General features: G+C 59.5%; 19 protein-coding genes. 8 read left to right on the top strand and 11 right to left on the bottom strand.

What is annotated here, in order from left to right:
- Nucleotides 1-11: 11 nt before the first annotated feature.
- From BN77_RS24775 to BN77_RS24800, 6 genes are all read left to right on the top strand, one after another.
- Nucleotides 12-1142, top strand: coding sequence for an ABC transporter permease (locus tag BN77_RS24775; protein ID WP_007537274.1), 1131 nt, complete (start codon nt 12-14; stop codon nt 1140-1142).
- Complete coding sequence (locus tag BN77_RS24780; protein ID WP_007537276.1) at nt 1142-2068, top strand: ABC transporter permease; 927 nt, start codon at nt 1142-1144, stop codon at nt 2066-2068. The genes BN77_RS24775 and BN77_RS24780 overlap by 1 nt, the downstream gene beginning before the upstream one ends.
- A gap of 99 nt (nt 2069-2167) precedes the next feature.
- Nucleotides 2168-2869: a biuret amidohydrolase gene (biuH, locus tag BN77_RS24785; RefSeq protein WP_007537278.1), complete on the top strand. Its 702-nt coding sequence runs from the start codon at nt 2168-2170 to the stop codon at nt 2867-2869.
- Nucleotides 2866-4416, top strand: a complete 1551-nt coding sequence (locus BN77_RS24790; protein ID WP_007537280.1) for an ABC transporter ATP-binding protein — start codon at nt 2866-2868, stop codon at nt 4414-4416. The genes biuH and BN77_RS24790 overlap by 4 nt, the downstream gene beginning before the upstream one ends.
- On the top strand, nt 4416-5084 hold the full coding sequence (locus BN77_RS24795) for a cysteine hydrolase family protein (RefSeq protein ID WP_007537281.1): 669 nt from the start codon (nt 4416-4418) through the stop codon (nt 5082-5084). Before BN77_RS24790 ends, BN77_RS24795 begins: the two co-directional genes overlap by 1 nt.
- A complete protein-coding gene (locus BN77_RS24800; RefSeq protein ID WP_007537284.1) occupies nt 5077-5424 on the top strand; it encodes a cupin domain-containing protein in 348 nt (115 codons plus the stop codon). The genes BN77_RS24795 and BN77_RS24800 overlap by 8 nt, the downstream gene beginning before the upstream one ends.
- A gap of 363 nt (nt 5425-5787) precedes the next feature.
- On the opposite strand, the gene BN77_RS24805 is transcribed toward BN77_RS24800, so the two are convergent.
- Complete coding sequence (locus BN77_RS24805) at nt 5788-6219, bottom strand: Rrf2 family transcriptional regulator (protein WP_007537286.1); 432 nt, start codon at nt 6217-6219, stop codon at nt 5788-5790.
- Nucleotides 6220-6475: 256 nt separating this feature from the next.
- Between BN77_RS24805 and BN77_RS24810 the strand changes: the two genes are divergently transcribed.
- Together BN77_RS24810 and BN77_RS24815 are read left to right on the top strand one after the other, a co-directional pair.
- Nucleotides 6476-7495 carry a zinc-dependent alcohol dehydrogenase family protein gene (locus BN77_RS24810; RefSeq protein WP_007537289.1) on the top strand — a complete coding sequence of 340 codons (1020 nt, stop codon included), beginning with the start codon at nt 6476-6478 and terminating at the stop codon, nt 7493-7495.
- Between the two features lie 110 nt (nt 7496-7605).
- A complete protein-coding gene (locus BN77_RS24815; protein WP_007537291.1) occupies nt 7606-8676 on the top strand; it encodes an alkene reductase in 1071 nt (356 codons plus the stop codon).
- 262 nt (nt 8677-8938) lie between these two features.
- On the opposite strand, the gene BN77_RS24820 is transcribed toward BN77_RS24815, so the two are convergent.
- From BN77_RS24820 to BN77_RS24870, 10 genes are all read right to left on the bottom strand, one after another.
- On the bottom strand, nt 8939-9955 hold the full coding sequence (locus BN77_RS24820; protein WP_007537293.1) for an extracellular catalytic domain type 1 short-chain-length polyhydroxyalkanoate depolymerase: 1017 nt from the start codon (nt 9953-9955) through the stop codon (nt 8939-8941).
- The gene (locus BN77_RS35045; RefSeq protein ID WP_007537296.1) at nt 9952-10125 is read right to left on the bottom strand and encodes an NUDIX hydrolase; all 174 of its coding nucleotides are present in this window, start codon (nt 10123-10125) and stop codon (nt 9952-9954) included. The genes BN77_RS24820 and BN77_RS35045 overlap by 4 nt, the downstream gene beginning before the upstream one ends.
- 611 nt (nt 10126-10736) lie before the next feature.
- Nucleotides 10737-10946 (bottom strand): hypothetical protein, encoded by a 210-nt coding sequence (locus BN77_RS24835; RefSeq protein ID WP_007537298.1) that lies wholly within the window; start codon nt 10944-10946, stop codon nt 10737-10739.
- Between the two features lie 202 nt (nt 10947-11148).
- Nucleotides 11149-11457, bottom strand: a complete 309-nt coding sequence (locus tag BN77_RS35960; RefSeq protein WP_040678431.1) for a hypothetical protein — start codon at nt 11455-11457, stop codon at nt 11149-11151.
- Between the two features lie 660 nt (nt 11458-12117).
- Entirely contained in the window at nt 12118-13002 is an 885-nt protein-coding gene (gene purU / locus BN77_RS24845) for a formyltetrahydrofolate deformylase (RefSeq protein ID WP_007537302.1), read from the bottom strand.
- 263 nt (nt 13003-13265) lie between these two features.
- Nucleotides 13266-14450: an NAD(P)/FAD-dependent oxidoreductase gene (locus BN77_RS24850; RefSeq protein ID WP_040678760.1), complete on the bottom strand. Its 1185-nt coding sequence runs from the start codon at nt 14448-14450 to the stop codon at nt 13266-13268.
- Between the two features lie 87 nt (nt 14451-14537).
- The gene (locus BN77_RS24855; protein ID WP_007537306.1) at nt 14538-14846 is read right to left on the bottom strand and encodes a MocE family 2Fe-2S type ferredoxin; all 309 of its coding nucleotides are present in this window, start codon (nt 14844-14846) and stop codon (nt 14538-14540) included.
- A gap of 115 nt (nt 14847-14961) precedes the next feature.
- Nucleotides 14962-15141 carry a hypothetical protein gene (locus tag BN77_RS24860; protein ID WP_007537308.1) on the bottom strand — a complete coding sequence of 60 codons (180 nt, stop codon included), beginning with the start codon at nt 15139-15141 and terminating at the stop codon, nt 14962-14964.
- 82 nt (nt 15142-15223) lie between these two features.
- On the bottom strand, nt 15224-16249 hold the full coding sequence (locus BN77_RS24865) for a sterol desaturase family protein (protein WP_007537310.1): 1026 nt from the start codon (nt 16247-16249) through the stop codon (nt 15224-15226).
- An 11-nt stretch (nt 16250-16260) separates the two neighbouring features.
- Nucleotides 16261-17052, bottom strand: coding sequence for a 3-methyl-2-oxobutanoate hydroxymethyltransferase (locus tag BN77_RS24870; protein WP_007537312.1), 792 nt, complete (start codon nt 17050-17052; stop codon nt 16261-16263).
- Nucleotides 17053-17056 lie beyond the last annotated feature (4 nt).

A 17056-nucleotide genomic window follows, 5' to 3' on the forward strand; every position in this document is an offset into this window, starting at 1 on the left:
GGAGAAGCGCCATGACCGTTCAGGCCAACGATCCCGCAATATCAGTCGCTTCCGACAAACCAGTCTGGCTGCGTTCGCTGCTCGAGTGGGCCGCGCGCAGGGCCGAACCAATGGTCATCGGCCTTGCTGCCATCCTGATTGGCCTTTCGGTTTTCTCCCTCTTCATCCTGGCTATCGGCAAATCGCCGGTCATGCTCTTCCAGCTCATGTACACCGGCGGCTTCGGCAGCTGGTTTTCCGTACAGAACAGCTTAAGCCGTGCCGCACCCCTTCTCCTGACGGCACTCTGCGTCGCCCTGCCTGCCCGCCTTGGCCTCGTGATCATCGGTGGCGAAGGCGCGGTCGTGCTCGGAGGCGTCGCCGCGGCAGCCATGGCGGTGCCGCTCGTCGGCACCGCCCCTGCCCTGCCATCTCTCTTTCTCATGGCGATCGCCGCCATGGTGATCGGCGGCGTCTGGATCGGCTTTGCCGGCTTCCTGCGCCACTACCGCGGCGTCAACGAGACCATCTCCTCGCTGCTGCTCTCCTATATCGCCATCGCTCTGATGAACCAGTTCGTCGAGGGCCCATTGCGCGATCCTGCCAGCCTCAACAAACCTTCGACCAAGCCCCTGCCGGCGGACTACATGCTCGGCAACATCCCTGGAATGGAAGTGCATTGGGGCCTTGTGATCGGCATCCTCGCCTGCATCCTCTCCTGGGTTCTGCTAGAAGTGACGAGCTATGGTTTTGCAGCGCGGATCGCCGGGGGCAATGTGCGCGCCGCCCAGATCCAGGGCTTACCGGTCGGTAGGCTGATCGCGGGCTTCACGGCGATCGCCGGCAGTTTCGCAGGTCTTGCCGGCATGATCGAGGTCGTCGCCGTCCAGGCCAGCGCCAATGCCTCGCTTGCGGCGGGTTATGGCTATACCGGTATCCTTGTCGCCTTCCTCGCCCGCCACAATCCTTTGGCGATTATCCCGGTTGCAGTCCTGCTCGGGGGCATCGATGCTTCGGGCGGCCTTATCCAGCGCCGCATGGGCCTGCCCGATGCTACGGTGCTGGTGCTGCAGGGCACTCTCTTCATCGTGATCCTCTTTTGCGAAACCTTCTACGGGCGCTTCAAGGCCTTCAATCCCGACCTCTGGAAAAGGAGCCTCTGATGGAAGAGACAGGCATTGGCATCTGGGGCGTGCCGCTCGCAATCCTGGCGGGCGCAATCCGCGTGTCCACCCCCTTCATCTTCGTCAGCCTCGGTGAAACGATCACCGAGCGCTCCGGCCGCATCAATCTCGGCCTCGAAGGTACGCTGGTCTTTGGCGCCATGACGGCCTATGCCGTCACCGTCATGACCAATTCGCCTTGGTTCGGCGTGCTTGCCGCCATGGCGACCGGTGCCATCTTTGGTCTCGTTCACGGCTGGATCTGCAAATGGCCGAAGGTGAACGACATCGCGATCGGCATTGCCATGATGCAATTCGGCCTCGGCCTCGCCTTCTTCCTCGGTAAGTCATTCATTCAGCCCGCCGCGCCGCATCTGCCGTCGATCCCCTTCGGTTTCTGGTCGAGCCTGCCGCAGATCCAGGCAGCGCTGAACATCAACGTGCTCTTCATCCTCGGCGCCTTGCTTGCCTTCGCACTCTGGTGGGCCTTCGGCAATACGCGGGTGGGTCTCATCCTGCGCGTGGTCGGCGACAGCACGGATGCCGCCCGCGCTATGGGCATCGACCCGGATCGGGTTCGCCTGCTTGCCACCGCCGTGGGCGGGTCGCTGGCGGCAGTCGGCGGCGCCTATCTCTCGCTCTATTATCCAGGATCGTGGAACGAGGGCATTTCTTCCGGGCAAGGCTTGATGGCCGTGGCACTCGTCATTTTCGCCCGCTGGAACCCGATCGGCTGTTTTCTTGCCGCCCTGCTCTTCGGTGGAGCCGGGGCACTTGGGCCGGCTCTGCAATCAATCGGCGTGACCAAGGGCTACTATCTCTTCTATGCGGCCCCTTACATCCTCACCCTCATCATCATGATTGCGACCTCCTCGCCTACACGTTCGCTCACCGGTGCACCGGGGGCGCTGTCGCTGACGAAATGAGGAGGCAGCACGATATCCAGCCTCGGCGATTGCCGGTCAACGCGGTCAAGCCGCAACAGAAGAACATTCAACCTCGCGGGTGAATAGGAGAAGAAGACAATGGACGCCATGGCCGAGACCAAAGGACATTATATCGACGCCGATCCCTATGCCTGGCCCTATAATGGTGCTCTGCGGCCAGACAATACCGCCCTCATCATAATTGACATGCAGACCGATTTCTGCGGCAAGGGCGGTTATGTCGATCACATGGGATACGACCTGTCGTTGGTCCAGGCGCCTATCGAGCCGATCAAGAGGGTACTCGCCGCCATGCGCGCCAAGGGCTACCACATCATTCATACACGCGAAGGCCATCGCCCCGACCTCGCCGATCTGCCCGCAAACAAGCGCTGGCGCTCACGCCGTATCAATGCCGGGATTGGCGATCCCGGACCCTGCGGGCGCATTCTCGTTCGCGGCGAGCCCGGATGGGAGATCATCCCCGAGCTTCGCCCGGCCGACGGCGAGACAGTCATCGACAAGCCAGGAAAAGGTTCCTTCTGCGCTACCGATCTCGAGCTGATCCTCAACCAGAAGCGTATCGAGAACATCATCCTGACAGGCATCACGACAGATGTCTGCGTTTCCACCACGATGCGCGAGGCGAATGATCGCGGCTTCGAGTGCCTGCTTTTGGAAGACTGCTGCGGAGCGACCGACTACGGCAACCATCTCGCCGCGATCAAGATGGTGAAGATGCAGGGCGGCGTCTTCGGCTCTGTTTCCAACGCCGAGACGCTTGTGAGCCAGCTGCCATGAGCACGGTCCGCGACACACCCCTTCCCCAACCTGGCAAGGCTGTCGGCATCGACACGATTGACATGACGATGCGCTTTGGCAGTTTCACCGCACTCGACCATGTTTCAATCAAGGTTCCCCCAGGCAGCTTCCACGCGCTGCTTGGTGAAAATGGCGCCGGCAAGTCGACGCTCGTCAAATGCATCATGGGCTTCTATCACGCGACATCCGGTTCTCTCTCCGTCGATGGCCATGAGGTGGCGATTTCCTCGCCCAGGGACGCGGCGAGCTACGGCCTCGGCATGGTCTATCAGCATTTCACCCTGGTTCCTTCGCTGACGGGTGCCGAAAACCTCGTCATCAGCCGCGCGCAGGTCCCTGCTATCATCAGCTGGGCCAAGGAGCGGAAGGATCTTTCCGCCTTCATGGAACGGATGCCATTCGACATCCCGCTCGACCGGCGGGTGAGCGAGCTTGCCGCCGGCGAGAAGCAGAAGCTCGAAATCGTCAAGCAGCTCTATCTCGGCCGCTCCTTCCTCGTCCTCGACGAACCGACCTCGGTGCTCACGCCCGCAGAAGCAGACGAGATGCTCGGCCTCGTGCGCGGGATGACAGAGCGTGGCGAGCTGACCGTACTGATGATCTCCCACAAGTTCCACGAGGTGACGAAATTTGCCGACGCCGTCTCGATCCTGCGGCGCGGCAAACTCGTTGGCACTGGCAAGATCGGCGAGCTTTCCACCGCAGATATGGCAGCGATGATGATCGGTGACGTGAAACTCGCCTCGCTTGATACCCGCGTTCCCGTTTCCCAAACCGCCAAGCCGGTGCTTAAGGTGGAGCAGGTGAAGGCGCCGGATCGCTCCGGGCTCAAAACCATCGAGATCGAGAATCTCGAAGTCCGCTCTGGCGAGATCGTGGGAATCGCAGGCATCTCCGGCAACGGCCAGAAGGAACTGACAGAGATCCTTGCCGGACAGCGGCCAACCGATGCCGGCCGCGTCAGCGTCAAGGGCGAGGCCTATGGCGCAACACGTCTCGAAACGCGCAAGAACAATGTTCGCTTCATCCCCGAGGAGCCGCTGCAGAATGCCTGTGCGCCGCGCATGACGGTCAGCGAAAATCTATCCTTTCGCACCTTCGATCTCAGGGCGGACGGCAAGGACGCGATCTGGCTGAACAGGAGCAAGATGAAGAAGCGTGCCAAGGCGCTGATTTCCGATTTTAAGGTCAAGACTGCCTCGTCGTCCTCGCCGATCGCGGCGCTTTCGGGCGGCAATGTACAGCGCGCCGTCCTCGCCCGCGAACTGACCGGTGAGGTGGATCTCCTGATCGTCTCGAACCCATGTTTCGGGCTCGATTTCTCCGCGGTTGCCGAGATCCGGGCCCGCATCATGAAGGCGCGCAACTCCGGCGCCGCCGTGCTGCTGCTCTCCGAGGACCTCGACGAACTGCTGGAGATGTCCGATCGCATCGTGGTCATTTCCGGAGGCAGACTGGTCTACGAGACACCGGCCCGCTCGGCAGACATCGGCGTGATCGGCGCCCATATGGCAGGGCATCATTGATGGATAAGATCAAGGCAGAACCCTTCTCCTTTCCGGTAAAACACGACCAGCTCGCGCTTGTCGTTATCGACATGCAGCGCGACTTCGCCGAGCCAGGTGGCTTCGGCGCAAGTCTCGGCAATGACGTCAGCCGCATCACGAGAATCGTTCCCGACGTCAAACGCCTTATCGAGGGCTTCCGCAACGCCGGCCTCCCGATCATCCACACGATGGAATGCCACAGGCCCGATCTCTCGGATCTGCCGCCGGCTAAACGCGACCGGGGCAATCCGACACTCAGGATCGGAGACATAGGCCCCATGGGCCGCGTTCTCATTTCGGGCGAGCCCGGCACGGCGATTTTGCCGGAGCTCGCTCCCGTTGAAGGCGAAGTTGTTATCGAAAAGCCCGGCAAGGGCGCCTTCTATGCGACTAAGCTCGGTGAGGTGCTGCAGCAGAGGGGCATCAAGCAGCTTGTCTTCGCAGGTGTGACGACTGAAGTCTGTGTTCAGACAACCATGCGAGAGGCGAACGATCGTGGCTATGAGTGCCTGCTCGCCGAAGAAGCCACGGAGAGCTACTTCGCCGAATTCAAAGCAGCAGCCATCGCCATGATCCGAGCCCAGGGCGCAATCGTCGGCTGGACGGCTCATGTGGATGACATTCTGGAAAGCATTTCCCATGCCTGAAACCACCCGCAAATTCCTGACGTCCGGTGGCTGGAAGGAACTGGAATTCGTCCCCTTCCGCGAAATGGTGACAATACACTGGATCCGCCCCTTCGAGGGCGACCAGCCAGGCGTAGCGCTGCTGAGATACGAAGCAGGCGCCGGTGTTCCGCGCCATCGACATGAGGGGCTGGAAACCATTCTCGTACTCGATGGCGTGCAATCCGATGAAGCCGGCGATTACGGCCGCGGCAGCTACATCGTCAATGCGCCCGGTAGCGAGCACTCCGTCTGGAGTGACACCGGCTGTGTCGTGCTCATCCAATGGGATCGCCCTGTAAAGATGCTCGAAGAGAAATAGCATGAAGCTCTAGGAGCCGACCGATTTCCAGAAGCGCTTCAGACTGCGATTTAACCGGCGTCAGTCAAGTAACTGACACAAACACCTGAAAATCGATACTTCTGGCGTGCGCATAGTTATGGACTCGATAGCAGAGGTCAGCCCGACATCGATCAGGACGCAAGAAGGCCTGGTCTGTCGAGGTGGAGGCTAGCGACCCCTCTTGCGACAGATTACTGCCGGCGCCACACACGCGCCTAGGCAGGTCTAGGCAGCGACAGTCAAAAACCTGCCTTTCACGATCCGAAAGCTCCCCACATTGCAGGAAGACCGAAGCTCCTTCGACCATCTCCCGCCAATCGCATTGTGGCTGATACTCGACATCTAGCGCCCTGCCAGCGTTTTCTCGAGGATGTCCTCAACCGTCGTGACGGCTAGCTCCCTCCGCAATACGTCATCGATCGAGTCGTAGACGCTGCCGAGTGCCGCCCCTATGCCGCGTCCGACGGGGCAAGCCTGATTGGGTGTCGATGGGTGCAGGGCAAAGGGAGCGCTCTCATTCAATGCGCTGTGGACATCGCGCAACGTGATCGCATCGGCGCGCTTGGTAAGACGCCATCCGGCGTTTATGCCCCGATAGCTCTCGACAAGACCTGCCTTGGCCAAGAGCCCCAGGGTACGTCGGATCACAACGGGGTTGGTGTTGACGCTTAGTGCAATACGCTCTGATGTGACTGGATCGGATGTCCTGCGCGCGACGAGAGCCATCCACGCAAGGATATGGGTCGCCACTGTCAGGCGGCTGTTTGCGCTCATGCAAAACTCCTATTGACAAGCTTAAATGTAACAGTAATTGTTACGACCGTTGTTGTCAACGGCAAGCGGTCAAGTGGACCTTGGCGAGGCCCAAAGGCAGGTGGATGGAGGTATCACGGTCAGCACGTCTGGCTGCCTTTACGCTTCCGCAGAAAGAGAGGCGTTTGCCGTCTCAGCCGTTTCGCGCAGTCTGTTGTAACAAACATAGTGACATCAGCTCGAATTGTTCGAGCTGAACCCGATAGGAGATCATCAGATGCAAACCATGCGCGCACTCGTTGCCCACAAGGTTGGTGAACCGGCCGAAGGGCTTCGACTGGAGACCCGTCCCATTCCTGAACCTGGCGTGGGCGAGATCCGCATCCGGGTGGAGGCAACGCCGGTTCATGCCAGCGATCTGCACATCCTGCGCGGCCGATATGGCTTCGCACCGACCTTTCCGACGGTGCTCGGGCTGGAGTCCGTCGGTGTGATCGACAAGCTCGGCGACGGTGTTACGGGCGTGGTATCCGGCCAGCGCGTCATCACGCTTGGCGTGACGGGCACGTGGCAGGAGTACATCGTCGCCGATGCGGGGCGTGTCCTCGTCGTGCCTGACGGGATTAGCCTGTCGACTGCCGCACAGATGATCATTAATCCGGTCACGGCGTTGGTTCTCGTCCAGGACGAGCTCCGAGTTCAGGCGGGCGAGTGGCTGCTGCAGACGGCGGCAGGCTCCGCCGTCGGCAAGCTGATCATCCAGCTTGGCAAGCACTTCGGTTTCAAGACGCTGAACGTCGTTCGCCGTCGTGCCGCCGTCAACGAAATCCTTGAGTTGGGCGGCACGGCGGTGATCTGCACCGAAGACGAGGACCTGTCCCATCGCGTGGCCGAGATCGCGAGTGCGCAGGGCGTCACCAAGGCGATTGACTGCGTCAGCGGCCAGGTGGGCGCGGATGTGTGCCGCGCGCTGTCTCCGGGCGGCCAGATGCTGGTCTACGGGGCGCTGGCAACGCACCGCCAGACCGACGCCGAAAAGCTGACGATCCCGCTGTTTGCCCGGTCGATGATCTATGAGACCAAGACCGTTCGCGGCTTCTGGCTCTATCGCTGGTTCACCGCGATGCCAAAGAACGAGGTTCAGTCGGCCGTCAAGCGGACGCTCGATCTCGTTTCGAACGGCACGCTCAAAGTACCCGAAGGGCAGCTATTCAAGCTCGAGAGGTTCGCCGATGCCGTAGCGCTCGCGGAAGCTCCCGCACACGGGGGCAAACCGCTGCTCGTGTTCGAAGCCTAACAACGCCGGAACAAGACTTGACTCTGGCCGGACCAAGACCGGCCAGAACATTCCTGCCGAGGGCGCCGCTCCGGCGCTCCCACTCCACCATAGACACGAAAGGCAAACCGATGGCCACACTCTTCGACCCCGTCCAGATCGGCGATCTGCAGATGAAGAACCGAATCGTCATGGCACCACTGACCCGAATGCGCAATTTCAACGAGCGCAGCCCCGGCTCCATCAACGTGAAGCACTATGTACAGCGGGCAAGCGCAGGCCTGATCATCACAGAAGCGACCTCGGTAACGCCGCAGGGCGTTGGCTACCCCAGCACTCCCGGCCTCTGGTCGGAAGCGCAGATCGGCGGCTGGAGGAGCGTGACCTCGGCCGTTCACGACGCCGGCGGCCTCATCGTGCCCCAGCTCTGGCACGTCGGCCGGGTCTCCGATCCAGTCTATCATGGCGGCAGGATGCCCGTTGCCCCGAGCGCGATCGCACCGGAGGGTCAAGTGAGTCGTCTCAATCCGAAACGCCCCTACTCGGTGCCGCGGCCACTGGAAACTGACGAGATCCCCGGCATCGTGGAGGATTTCCGAGTCGCGGCCGCCAACGCGTTGCGTGCCGGCTTCGATGGTGTGGCACTTCACGCCGCCAATGGCTACCTTTTCGACCAGTTCCTGCATGACGGCTCGAACAAGCGCACCGACCGCTATGGCGGCCCGATCGCCAACCGGGCCCGCTTTCTGATGGAAGCAGTGGACGCGCTGTTGTCCGTCTGGCCGGCGGGCCGGATCGGCGTGCACCTCAATCTAATGTCGAGCAGCCATTCGATGAGCGACACTGCCCCTCGCGCGCTCTTCGGCTATGTCGCCGAGCAGCTCAGTGCCCGCAACGTCGCCTTCATCTTCGCCCGCGAGGCGCTCGATCGTGGTGACCAGCAAATCGGCCAGGAGGTGCGACGGCTCTTCGGGGGCGCCTATATCGTCAATGAGGGTCTCACGAGGGAGCGCGCCCAACGGGCCATCGAAGCTGGCGAGGCGGATGCAGCCGGCTTCGGTCGCCTGTATATAGCCAATCCCGATCTTGTGGAGCGCTTCCAGCGTGGTGCGCCGCTCAACTCAATCAAGTCGGAGACCCTCTACACGGAGGACGAGACCGGGTATAATGACTATCCGCTGCTTGGCGAAGCCGCGGAGTAAGTCCCGTCCCGCCCAGGCGGGATGGGAGTGCGTGTTTTCCCTGCCACCCCGCCAACAAGTCGGCCGAGAGCAGACAATAATCGGCACCTCTTTAGCTGGAGGCTTCCCTGGGATGAGATTCGAACCTTAGCCCCCGCTGCTTATGGGGGCAGAACACGGGACCTCGTCAATTCGCCGTCCGGCTGCAGTTGATGGGAGCAGAAACCAAAACCCCGTCACCCACTATCGCCTAGCAACCGTACTTTCGACTATACAGCAAAGCTCACTTCAAGCCCCAGAGTCGTACCAATTCGGCTGGAGCCGAGATCTCCGCCGCGACGACGAAAGGGTCACCGGAACGTCTCGACCTTTCGGCGTCTCGCGCCTTGATTGGAAGCCCGTGTCCCAAATTCTTGATCGAATAGGATGCCAGTTTCAGGCCGTCTGAGGTCCGCCACGACTGCAACCTGCCCCACGGTTTTTCCTCGGCACGTCCACTGCTTTCGGCAATGCCCTGGACTTCCAACCACTGCGCTATGCTGGCGAGTGCATTGCCGGGGTTCACGGTGTGGTCGTCCATGCCCTGCCAGATAGTTATCGGAGGCCACGCCTTTACCTCGGAGGAGATCTCCCTGACAGGTCGCCCCCAACCGCCGGATGGCGGTGTGGCGCCCGACTTCATCGCTCGTAGCGCCGATATCGCATCTCGTGCCGAGCCGACGGGCATGCCGGCGATAATCGCCGCGCCTGCGAAGAGCGAGGGATAGTTCGCAAGAAGTACGGCTGTCATCGCCCCGCCTGCCGATAGTCCTGTGATAAAGATCCGTGAGCGGTCGATATGATGTTTTTCGCATGCATGTTCGATCATCTGCTTGATGGACAGGACCTCTCCACGGTCTCTGGCGACCGCGCTTGGGCGAAACCAATTGAAGCATCGTTGCGAATTATTGGCGCTTCTCTGCTCAGGATAAAGGAGAACGAAACCGCGTTCATTTGCGAGTTTTGAGAAGCCCGCGGCACTGTCCAGGCTCTCGGCTGTCTGCCGGCAGCCGTGAAGCACGACGACAAGTGCCGGGCTTTTCGGCAGCCGTGCTGCCGGCACGAAGGTTTTCATGATCAGCCGACCGGGATTGCTTCCAAACGCGGTCGTCTCGACCAGAACCGGTTTCGCGGCACGCGGTATCGGCCTTGCGCGTTTCGCCTTGTTTCGAGGCGGCTTGAGGGCCTTCTCGAGCAACCTGCTGAACTTCTTCTGGGATTTGAGGGCGCGCGCTAGCGACTTACCGAAACCGAACTTCATGCGCCCGTGGTCTCGAGCCGCGACAACAGCGTCCGCAGTCCTGGCTGCGCGGCTTTACGACTTGCTTCCTTCAACAGGAACCACTGCGTCTTGCGAAATCCCGCTTCAGGAAAGGCCGCGGCAATCTGGGAAACTTTCAAAAGATGAACGGTAGCCGGGTAACGGTTCATACTGCTGTCCTTTTAATAGGCAAAATGCCGACCGGCGTGCCATCGACGTCACCGATGATGCCGGCTTCCTCAAACGCCTCCCTCAAGGCTGTCGCGCGACTTGTCGCGGCTCTCCGTATGGCCTTTCGGAACGCCCCACCGACCGTTGCGTCGACTGCCGACCAAAAGCACTTCGAGACGTCCTTTCGCGTTCCGCCGGTAGCAGAAGGCGCTGTGCGACATCAAGGCCGATGTTGTCGGCTAGAGCTTCGTTTCGCGTGGACTCCTGGAGCATGAACGGTCTCCGATACAAGGCGCAAACTAGGCTGATGACGCTGGCAGGTCCAGTTGTTTCGTTTACATTTGCGAAACACAAGAATCCCGCGGATTTCGGCGTTGGCGGGCCAATCGAACGTGGAGCGTGTCTTTCCAAGATCCAAGTGAAGCTCGACCTCACAAGCCCGATCAGAAGCTAGCTTGGGTCGGGTGTCGAGCTGGGGCCGGTGTAAGGCCGCAAGTGGCTACTTGTCGGCTGCGGCTTCAACCTTGGATTGCGATGGATCTTCGATCGATATAGCATTGCTCAGGGCTATCGATTGGTCACCGGGGAAACTTTCATAATCGTGCATCGTTCACCACGCATGCTCAGCTTTTCGACGTGCCCCTTCAATACGTGTGGAGGAACCGACGCTTTCGATGGTGGCGAAACGCCGGAGGCTGGACAGCCGCTCAGGAGCGATCCGGTCGATCGCACGCCAAGCACCTTTGAATTCGTCGATTTCGGCGATCAGCGACAGGATTTCGGGCGTGATCCGGACGGTCGCCGTGTTTAGAAATTCCATTTCCCATCCATTCCCATCCAATTCCCGAGGGCTCTCATGCACTCGTTTCCATCCAATTTCTACGAGATAGTTTGTCAGATCTGTCAGCTGATCGCGCTAGATGACTGGACAGTCTTCTACAGCGGGGTCGTAGGTTCGACCCCGCTCAAGAGCGAAGTATCAACAACTGCAGGCAGAGGCAATTCAGGGCTATCGGCCAAACTTAGCCATAAGAAGAAACAAGCTGTCCCACCTGAGATCGCATCCACCGATTGGCCGGATCGTTGTCGTTTGAGAGCGACCAGACCATCGAAATCGGACTCACCGCTAACCACATGGCGCCCGAGTTGATGCGGTCGAAATCCACCAGCCGCTCGAGCGTCGCCTTGAGCGGTGCGACGTCATAGAAGCTCTCTGCTTCGATGCTCCCCGAGGATGAAAAGAAAGGCGGCAGCGGACGGGGCGTGAAGAAGCCCGCCGCGCCGTCCTGTTGGACTTGGCGATGGCGGGCGGTTTCGACCGTGCCCGTCAAGCTCCCGCACGCTTGTGGCATAGACCTGCACGCGGCGCGCCAGCTCGGTTTGGTAGGTGAAGGTTTTAAACGCGTATATCTCCGTCCTGATAGGGCTCGCGGGCGTGGCGATTGGCAGTCTGGCCTCGTTCGCCGCCACCTGGATTAGCAGCGGTCGCAGGTGAATGCGGGCGCGGCTTGGCGGAAGGATCGGATCTGGGCAGCGGGGCGATTTGATTTCGCCGGAACGAAATGGTTTCGGACGAATTTTCTCGCCGACCGCAACCTATCTCGGTTGGAGGAATGACTGTCCAAAGAGTTAGTGATCGTCGAGAGGGGCCTCGTCGGGGCTGTTGCGTGTATGGACGGCTATATTGTGAAGATCTGACACTCGATCGGATCTCTGTTCGGACGCAACGATCACGGCGTAGAAGGCCGCTGGGGTGATCTCCTTCTTCGCGGCTCTTCCGGACCGCTGCGATCAACTCCTTGGGTTTCATTCCCGGTTGGACGAGGCTGTCTATGGTTTCGGCTATCCTCGCGATTGCGGACATAGCATTGTCTTTCATCCTATGCCTCCGTCCCATAAGCCGCCCTCTGGATGCTCGGGGGTGTTGGAAGGGGACACGCTTCACCCGATGTGTCGTCTTGCTTGCCGACACACCATTTGTCGCAATGAACTCAACCCATATGTTCCGAAGTGTGCGAGCCAGGCGAGGCCGGGAACACGACGGTCTTGTTTCCATTTATGAACACCCGGCCGTGGATATGCGCGTGAATGGCCCGTGCCAATACTTGCGCCTCCACATCACGCCCCAACGAGACATAGTCGTCGGACGATTGCGCATGCGTCACGCGAATAATGTCTTGTTCGATTATCGGTCCTTCGTCGAGGTCGCCAGTGACATAGTGCGACGTCGCACCGATCAATTTAACTCCTCGCTCATACGCTTGCTTGTAGGGATTCGCCCCTTTGAAAGACGGCAGGAAGGAGTGATGGATGTTGATGATCCGGCCCGACATCTTCTGGCACATCTCGTCGCTCAGTATTTGCATGTAACGAGCCAGGACGACCAGCTCGGCACCTGTGTCCTCGACCACGTGCATGATCTCCGCCTCGGCTTGTGGCTTGTTGGCCTTTGTCACCTTGATACAATGAAAGGGGATGTCGTGGTTCACAACGAGCTTCTGGTAGTCCATATGGTTTGAGATCACCGCCACAACGTCAATTGGTAGCGCGCCAATCCGCCATCTGTAGAGCAAGTCGTTCAGGCAGTGTCCGAATCGCGACACCATCAGAACAACCTTCCTCTTGGAAGTTTCGTTGAAGAATTCAGCTTGCATTCCGAACTCGACCGCAATCGGCCTAAAGCCGGAGGTCAGTTCGCTCAGACTCCGGCCACCTTCGGAGATGAAGCCCGTGCGCATGAAAAAATAGCCAGTGCTGCTGTCGTCAAACTGGGCGCTGTCCGTGATATTGCATTCCTGGTTCGCGAGAAAACCCGAGATCGCCGCGACGATCCCCCTCTTCGATTTGCATTGAACGCGAAGAGCGAACTTCGTCATGTTGTAAAATCCTTTTTGCGGAATGCGGATCGCTTGTGAGCGATTGCACTCTTGCTTAAACGCCAGTTTCGGTGGAGTTCAGAAACGCCTCATACGCAATGGCGCGGCCCCTCGATCGAAAGCATGTCAAGGCCCGCTGCTCGGCCGCCATGCTTCGTCGAGTGTCGCGACATAGAGCATTTAGAGCTTCCCGCCGCTTTTTTCGCCCTGACGTCGGCGATCAAAGGTCTCTTTTTTGTCATGTTGAAATTTCCGCCCTGCGATCATGCGGCCTTCACGAGGCTCTTCAGGTTGACGTCCGGATTGGAGAGCTCGGCGGGATCGTGCTGTCGCCCGAGCTCGATCAACTTTTCCAGAAGGCGCACATCCTTCGCGGCCATGTTGCCTGGGCCGATTCCGGCAGCAGCGGAGAGACGACCATCGTTTTCGAATTGGAACACCAGATACGTATCCGGCGAACAGCTGCGGCTGTGGGTCGCCCGCAAAGGATCGAACAGGCCGACGACCTGCAGCGTCAGGTCATATTGATCGGACCAGAACCAGGGCATCTTGGCGTATTCGCCGCTGTGCCCGAGCATGGTGGCTGCAACGTGGGCACCCTGATCCTGCGCCGCCTTCCAACTTTCCAGCCGGACGCGACCATTGCGCCAAGGGAAGTTGCAGCAGTCTCCAGCCGCGTAGATGTGGGGGTCGGAGCTCCGAAAAGAGCTGTCGACCACGACGCCATTGTCGACCTCCAATCCGGACGCCTTGGCGAGTTCGCTGTTGGGGAGAGCGCCAATGCCCGCGATGACTACGTCGAAATGCAGAACCGTACCGTCGGCCAAGGTGATAGTCGTCAGCGTCGCTGACAGCACGCCTGAATCGACCAGCATTCTCACGCCCGCTGCCTCATGCCGCGCGAACACTACCGAGGCAATCTCCGCAGGCACCGCTCGCGCCAGGATGCGCGAACTCCTCTCGACTACGGTCACGTCAGCTCCCCCATTCCGCGCCGTGGCAGCAAGTTCGAGACCGATAAACCCACCGCCAATGATACCCACCCGCGCTCCTCGCTGCAGCTTCGTTAAGATGGCCGCGGCATCAGATTCGGTCCGCAATGTTAGACAACCTTCGTAGCTCGAGAAAATTTGTGGTCTCGCGCCGAGAGCGAGTAAAAGCTTGTCGTAGCCGACCGTAGTGTCGTCTGCCAAGTGGAGCTCACGCCTACCTCTGTCGATTGTCACGACGCGGGTGCCGAGCCGCAATTCGATGTTGGCGTTATCATATGCGGCTGCTGGCCGTATGTCCTTGAGCGTGCCGATACCCTTCGAAAGTGGGGGACGCTCATAGGGCAGCACCTTTTCGTCGCCGATGAGGGTCACCGCGCCATCGAAGCCTTTTTCGCGCAATTCGAAAGCGGCTCGAACACCGCACTCACCTGCCCCAACGATCGCAATTCTATCCATCTTAAACCTGCCTAGCTGGAAGAGAGTACTCCGGCGGATTTCCGCGGCTGCTTCGAGAGGCGCGCCGCGGCAATTTCTGCCCATGTGTCAGATTTCAATCATTACTCGGCCATTCTCGACCCTGGTGGAATAGGTATGCAGGTTCTCGCAAGCGGGAGGCGTCTCGACCTCTCCTGTCGTGAAGTTGAAAACGCTTGCGTGTTTCGGGCATTCGACGGTGTTCTCCATTACCAGTCCATCCGCCAGATGGATTTCTTCATGGGTGCAGAGGCCATCGGTGCAGTAATACTCGTCCTTGTCGTTGCGGAAGATCGCGAAGGTCCGGCCGTTGTGGTCGAAGCGGACCACGTCTTCGGCGTCGATCTCTTTGGCGGAACAGGCGTCAATCCAAGGCATATGTGTCTCCTTTCATTCGATTTATCCGAATTGGCTGAGGCTCTTTTTGCACGCTCCCTCCGGCTCCGCCCGTGGCAGACCGCTGGGCAAGGTGCTGGCGCCCACCCGTCCCGAGCTAGCGCTTCAGCTCGATGACTTTGGGAGTGTCGCCTACATGCGATTCCATGTAGCCTTCGATCGAAGCCTCGAGATCGGCCATCGTTTCTCCACCCGCCATAAGCTCAGTGATCTCTTCGCGGTCTTCTCCCTTTTCGGATGTGGGCCGCGTGATCTTCAGTACATTTCCTAACTTCATTTGGGATTTCCTCCTCCCCGTTGACCGCCGCGTTGTGCGGCGAAAGCTAGATCGTCCGCACCGACTCTCCGGCCGTTGTTACCTATTTGGCGGGCGTCTTCGCCGCCCGCTGAGCGTTCGCGCGCGCCTTCTTGGCGAGATAGCGCGCCTTCATTTGTTCGTCGGCTTGTTTGGAACCGTCGTGGAATGTGCCGAGCCACTTATCGATCGGGATCAGTCCATCCCCGTAGTTCACCTCGAAATACTTGTGGTGCAGGTAATGGATGTAGGCGTGGCTATCGACAGCGGTGTTCTCGGTGAGCTCGACCTTGTCAAAACCGACATGGCCTGGCACGGCTCCGAACCCCGCGTAGTGCAATTGATACATCGCGATGATTGGATTCGACGGGATAATCAGATGGTAGAAGGTGGCCGCGAAGTAGAGGAGATGCTCCACCGGATGCATGCTGAGCGAAGACCACGGGCTCGGGTTGATGGAGTTGTGATGCACCGAATGCACCCACTTGTAGAGAAATGGCGTGTGGATCAGGCGGTGGACGCAGAAGAAGTGAAATTCATGGATCACAGGTACGACAAGGCACAACAAACCAAGGTAGACCGGATTGGCGGCGAAGGTCAGCCATGGAGCGTAGCCGTTGGCGAATGCTGAAAGGACGATTACTTGGGCGCCCGTCCAGATCGGCACTCCCGACAGGAAGGCACGTAGCATGTTGTCCAGGTTCTGGCTCTTGAACCAGAAGACATCCGAAGGAGTTTCCGAGGGAAACTTGCCGTTATATTTGAAGCGGTTTCCCTGCGTACGACGTACATAGAGCTGCACTTCGAAGGCGAAATACCAGAAGAAAACAGCCACGGCGTTTACCGCGAAAAGCTTCAAAACCCAGCCCCATGCCAGATGTTGCATCGTTTCAACAGGCGGAATCACCCAGTGCCACCACGCCAATGCCGACAGGAAAAACAATGCGTTGTAGGGCAAGAAATAGCTTGGAATCCACTTCAGGAATTCCAGGGGCTTAGGGGGCCAAATGAATACCGGGGCAGTGCCAGCGGGTTGGTTCGGCGAATAGTTACCGCGCTTATCGCGCGTTCCATATTTCAGATCATCCATTTGACTCTCCGTTAGAGCCTGTCGGCTTTGCTGAGAAATCCTTCCAAGGCCTCAGCACTCATGTGGACCTCGTGTTTAGGCTCGGGATAGCTTCCCGATGCCACATCTGCGGCGAAGGCCTTCAGGGCCTCGACGCGCTTGGCCTGCAACTCCCGCTCAAGAGCGGCAAAGTCGGCATATCTCGCGGCATGGCGCGGATAGTGACCCGTGTTCGTGCCGAGCACGTCGCAGGAAAACAGGTACTGTGTATCGCAAGCATTCCCGCATCCCATCCCCATGGTGATCATGTGCGTGTTGCGCGTGATATGATCGGCCAGTTCCACCGGCACGACCTCGACTTCGACACATGCACACCCGGCGTTCTCCAGGTCCTTGGCTTTGCGAAGCACCTTCAGAGCCTCGTCCGCGCTCCTGCCGACGGCGCGGAAATTCGTCCAGGTCGCCCAATTCGGGACAAGTCCGACATGACCCGTCACTGGAATTCCCTCGCGCGCCATCGCTTCGATGAAGAATGGCGAATGCGAACAGTAGACCGCGTCCGCGCCGCGTTTCAGGATCTTAAATCCCTCACGGATTGCTTCCTGCGGAGAACTCACCAACCCGTGCGGCATACCTGCAGAAACGAATGCGGTCGGCGCGGCCGCGCGGATAGGCTCCAGGGAATGGTCCGGCTCGCAGGAGAGAATTACGATGCCGGCCTCGACGGCGGCAGCGGCTTCCTGCCCGCTGTCCACGTGCAACTGCAGCCATTTCCGCCGACCCTTTGCGGATTGAAGATCATAAACCGTGGGCTTCCCTCGCATGCGA

This window comes from Rhizobium mesoamericanum STM3625 (assembly GCF_000312665.1).
Classification (GTDB): Bacteria; Pseudomonadota; Alphaproteobacteria; order Rhizobiales; family Rhizobiaceae; genus Rhizobium; species Rhizobium mesoamericanum.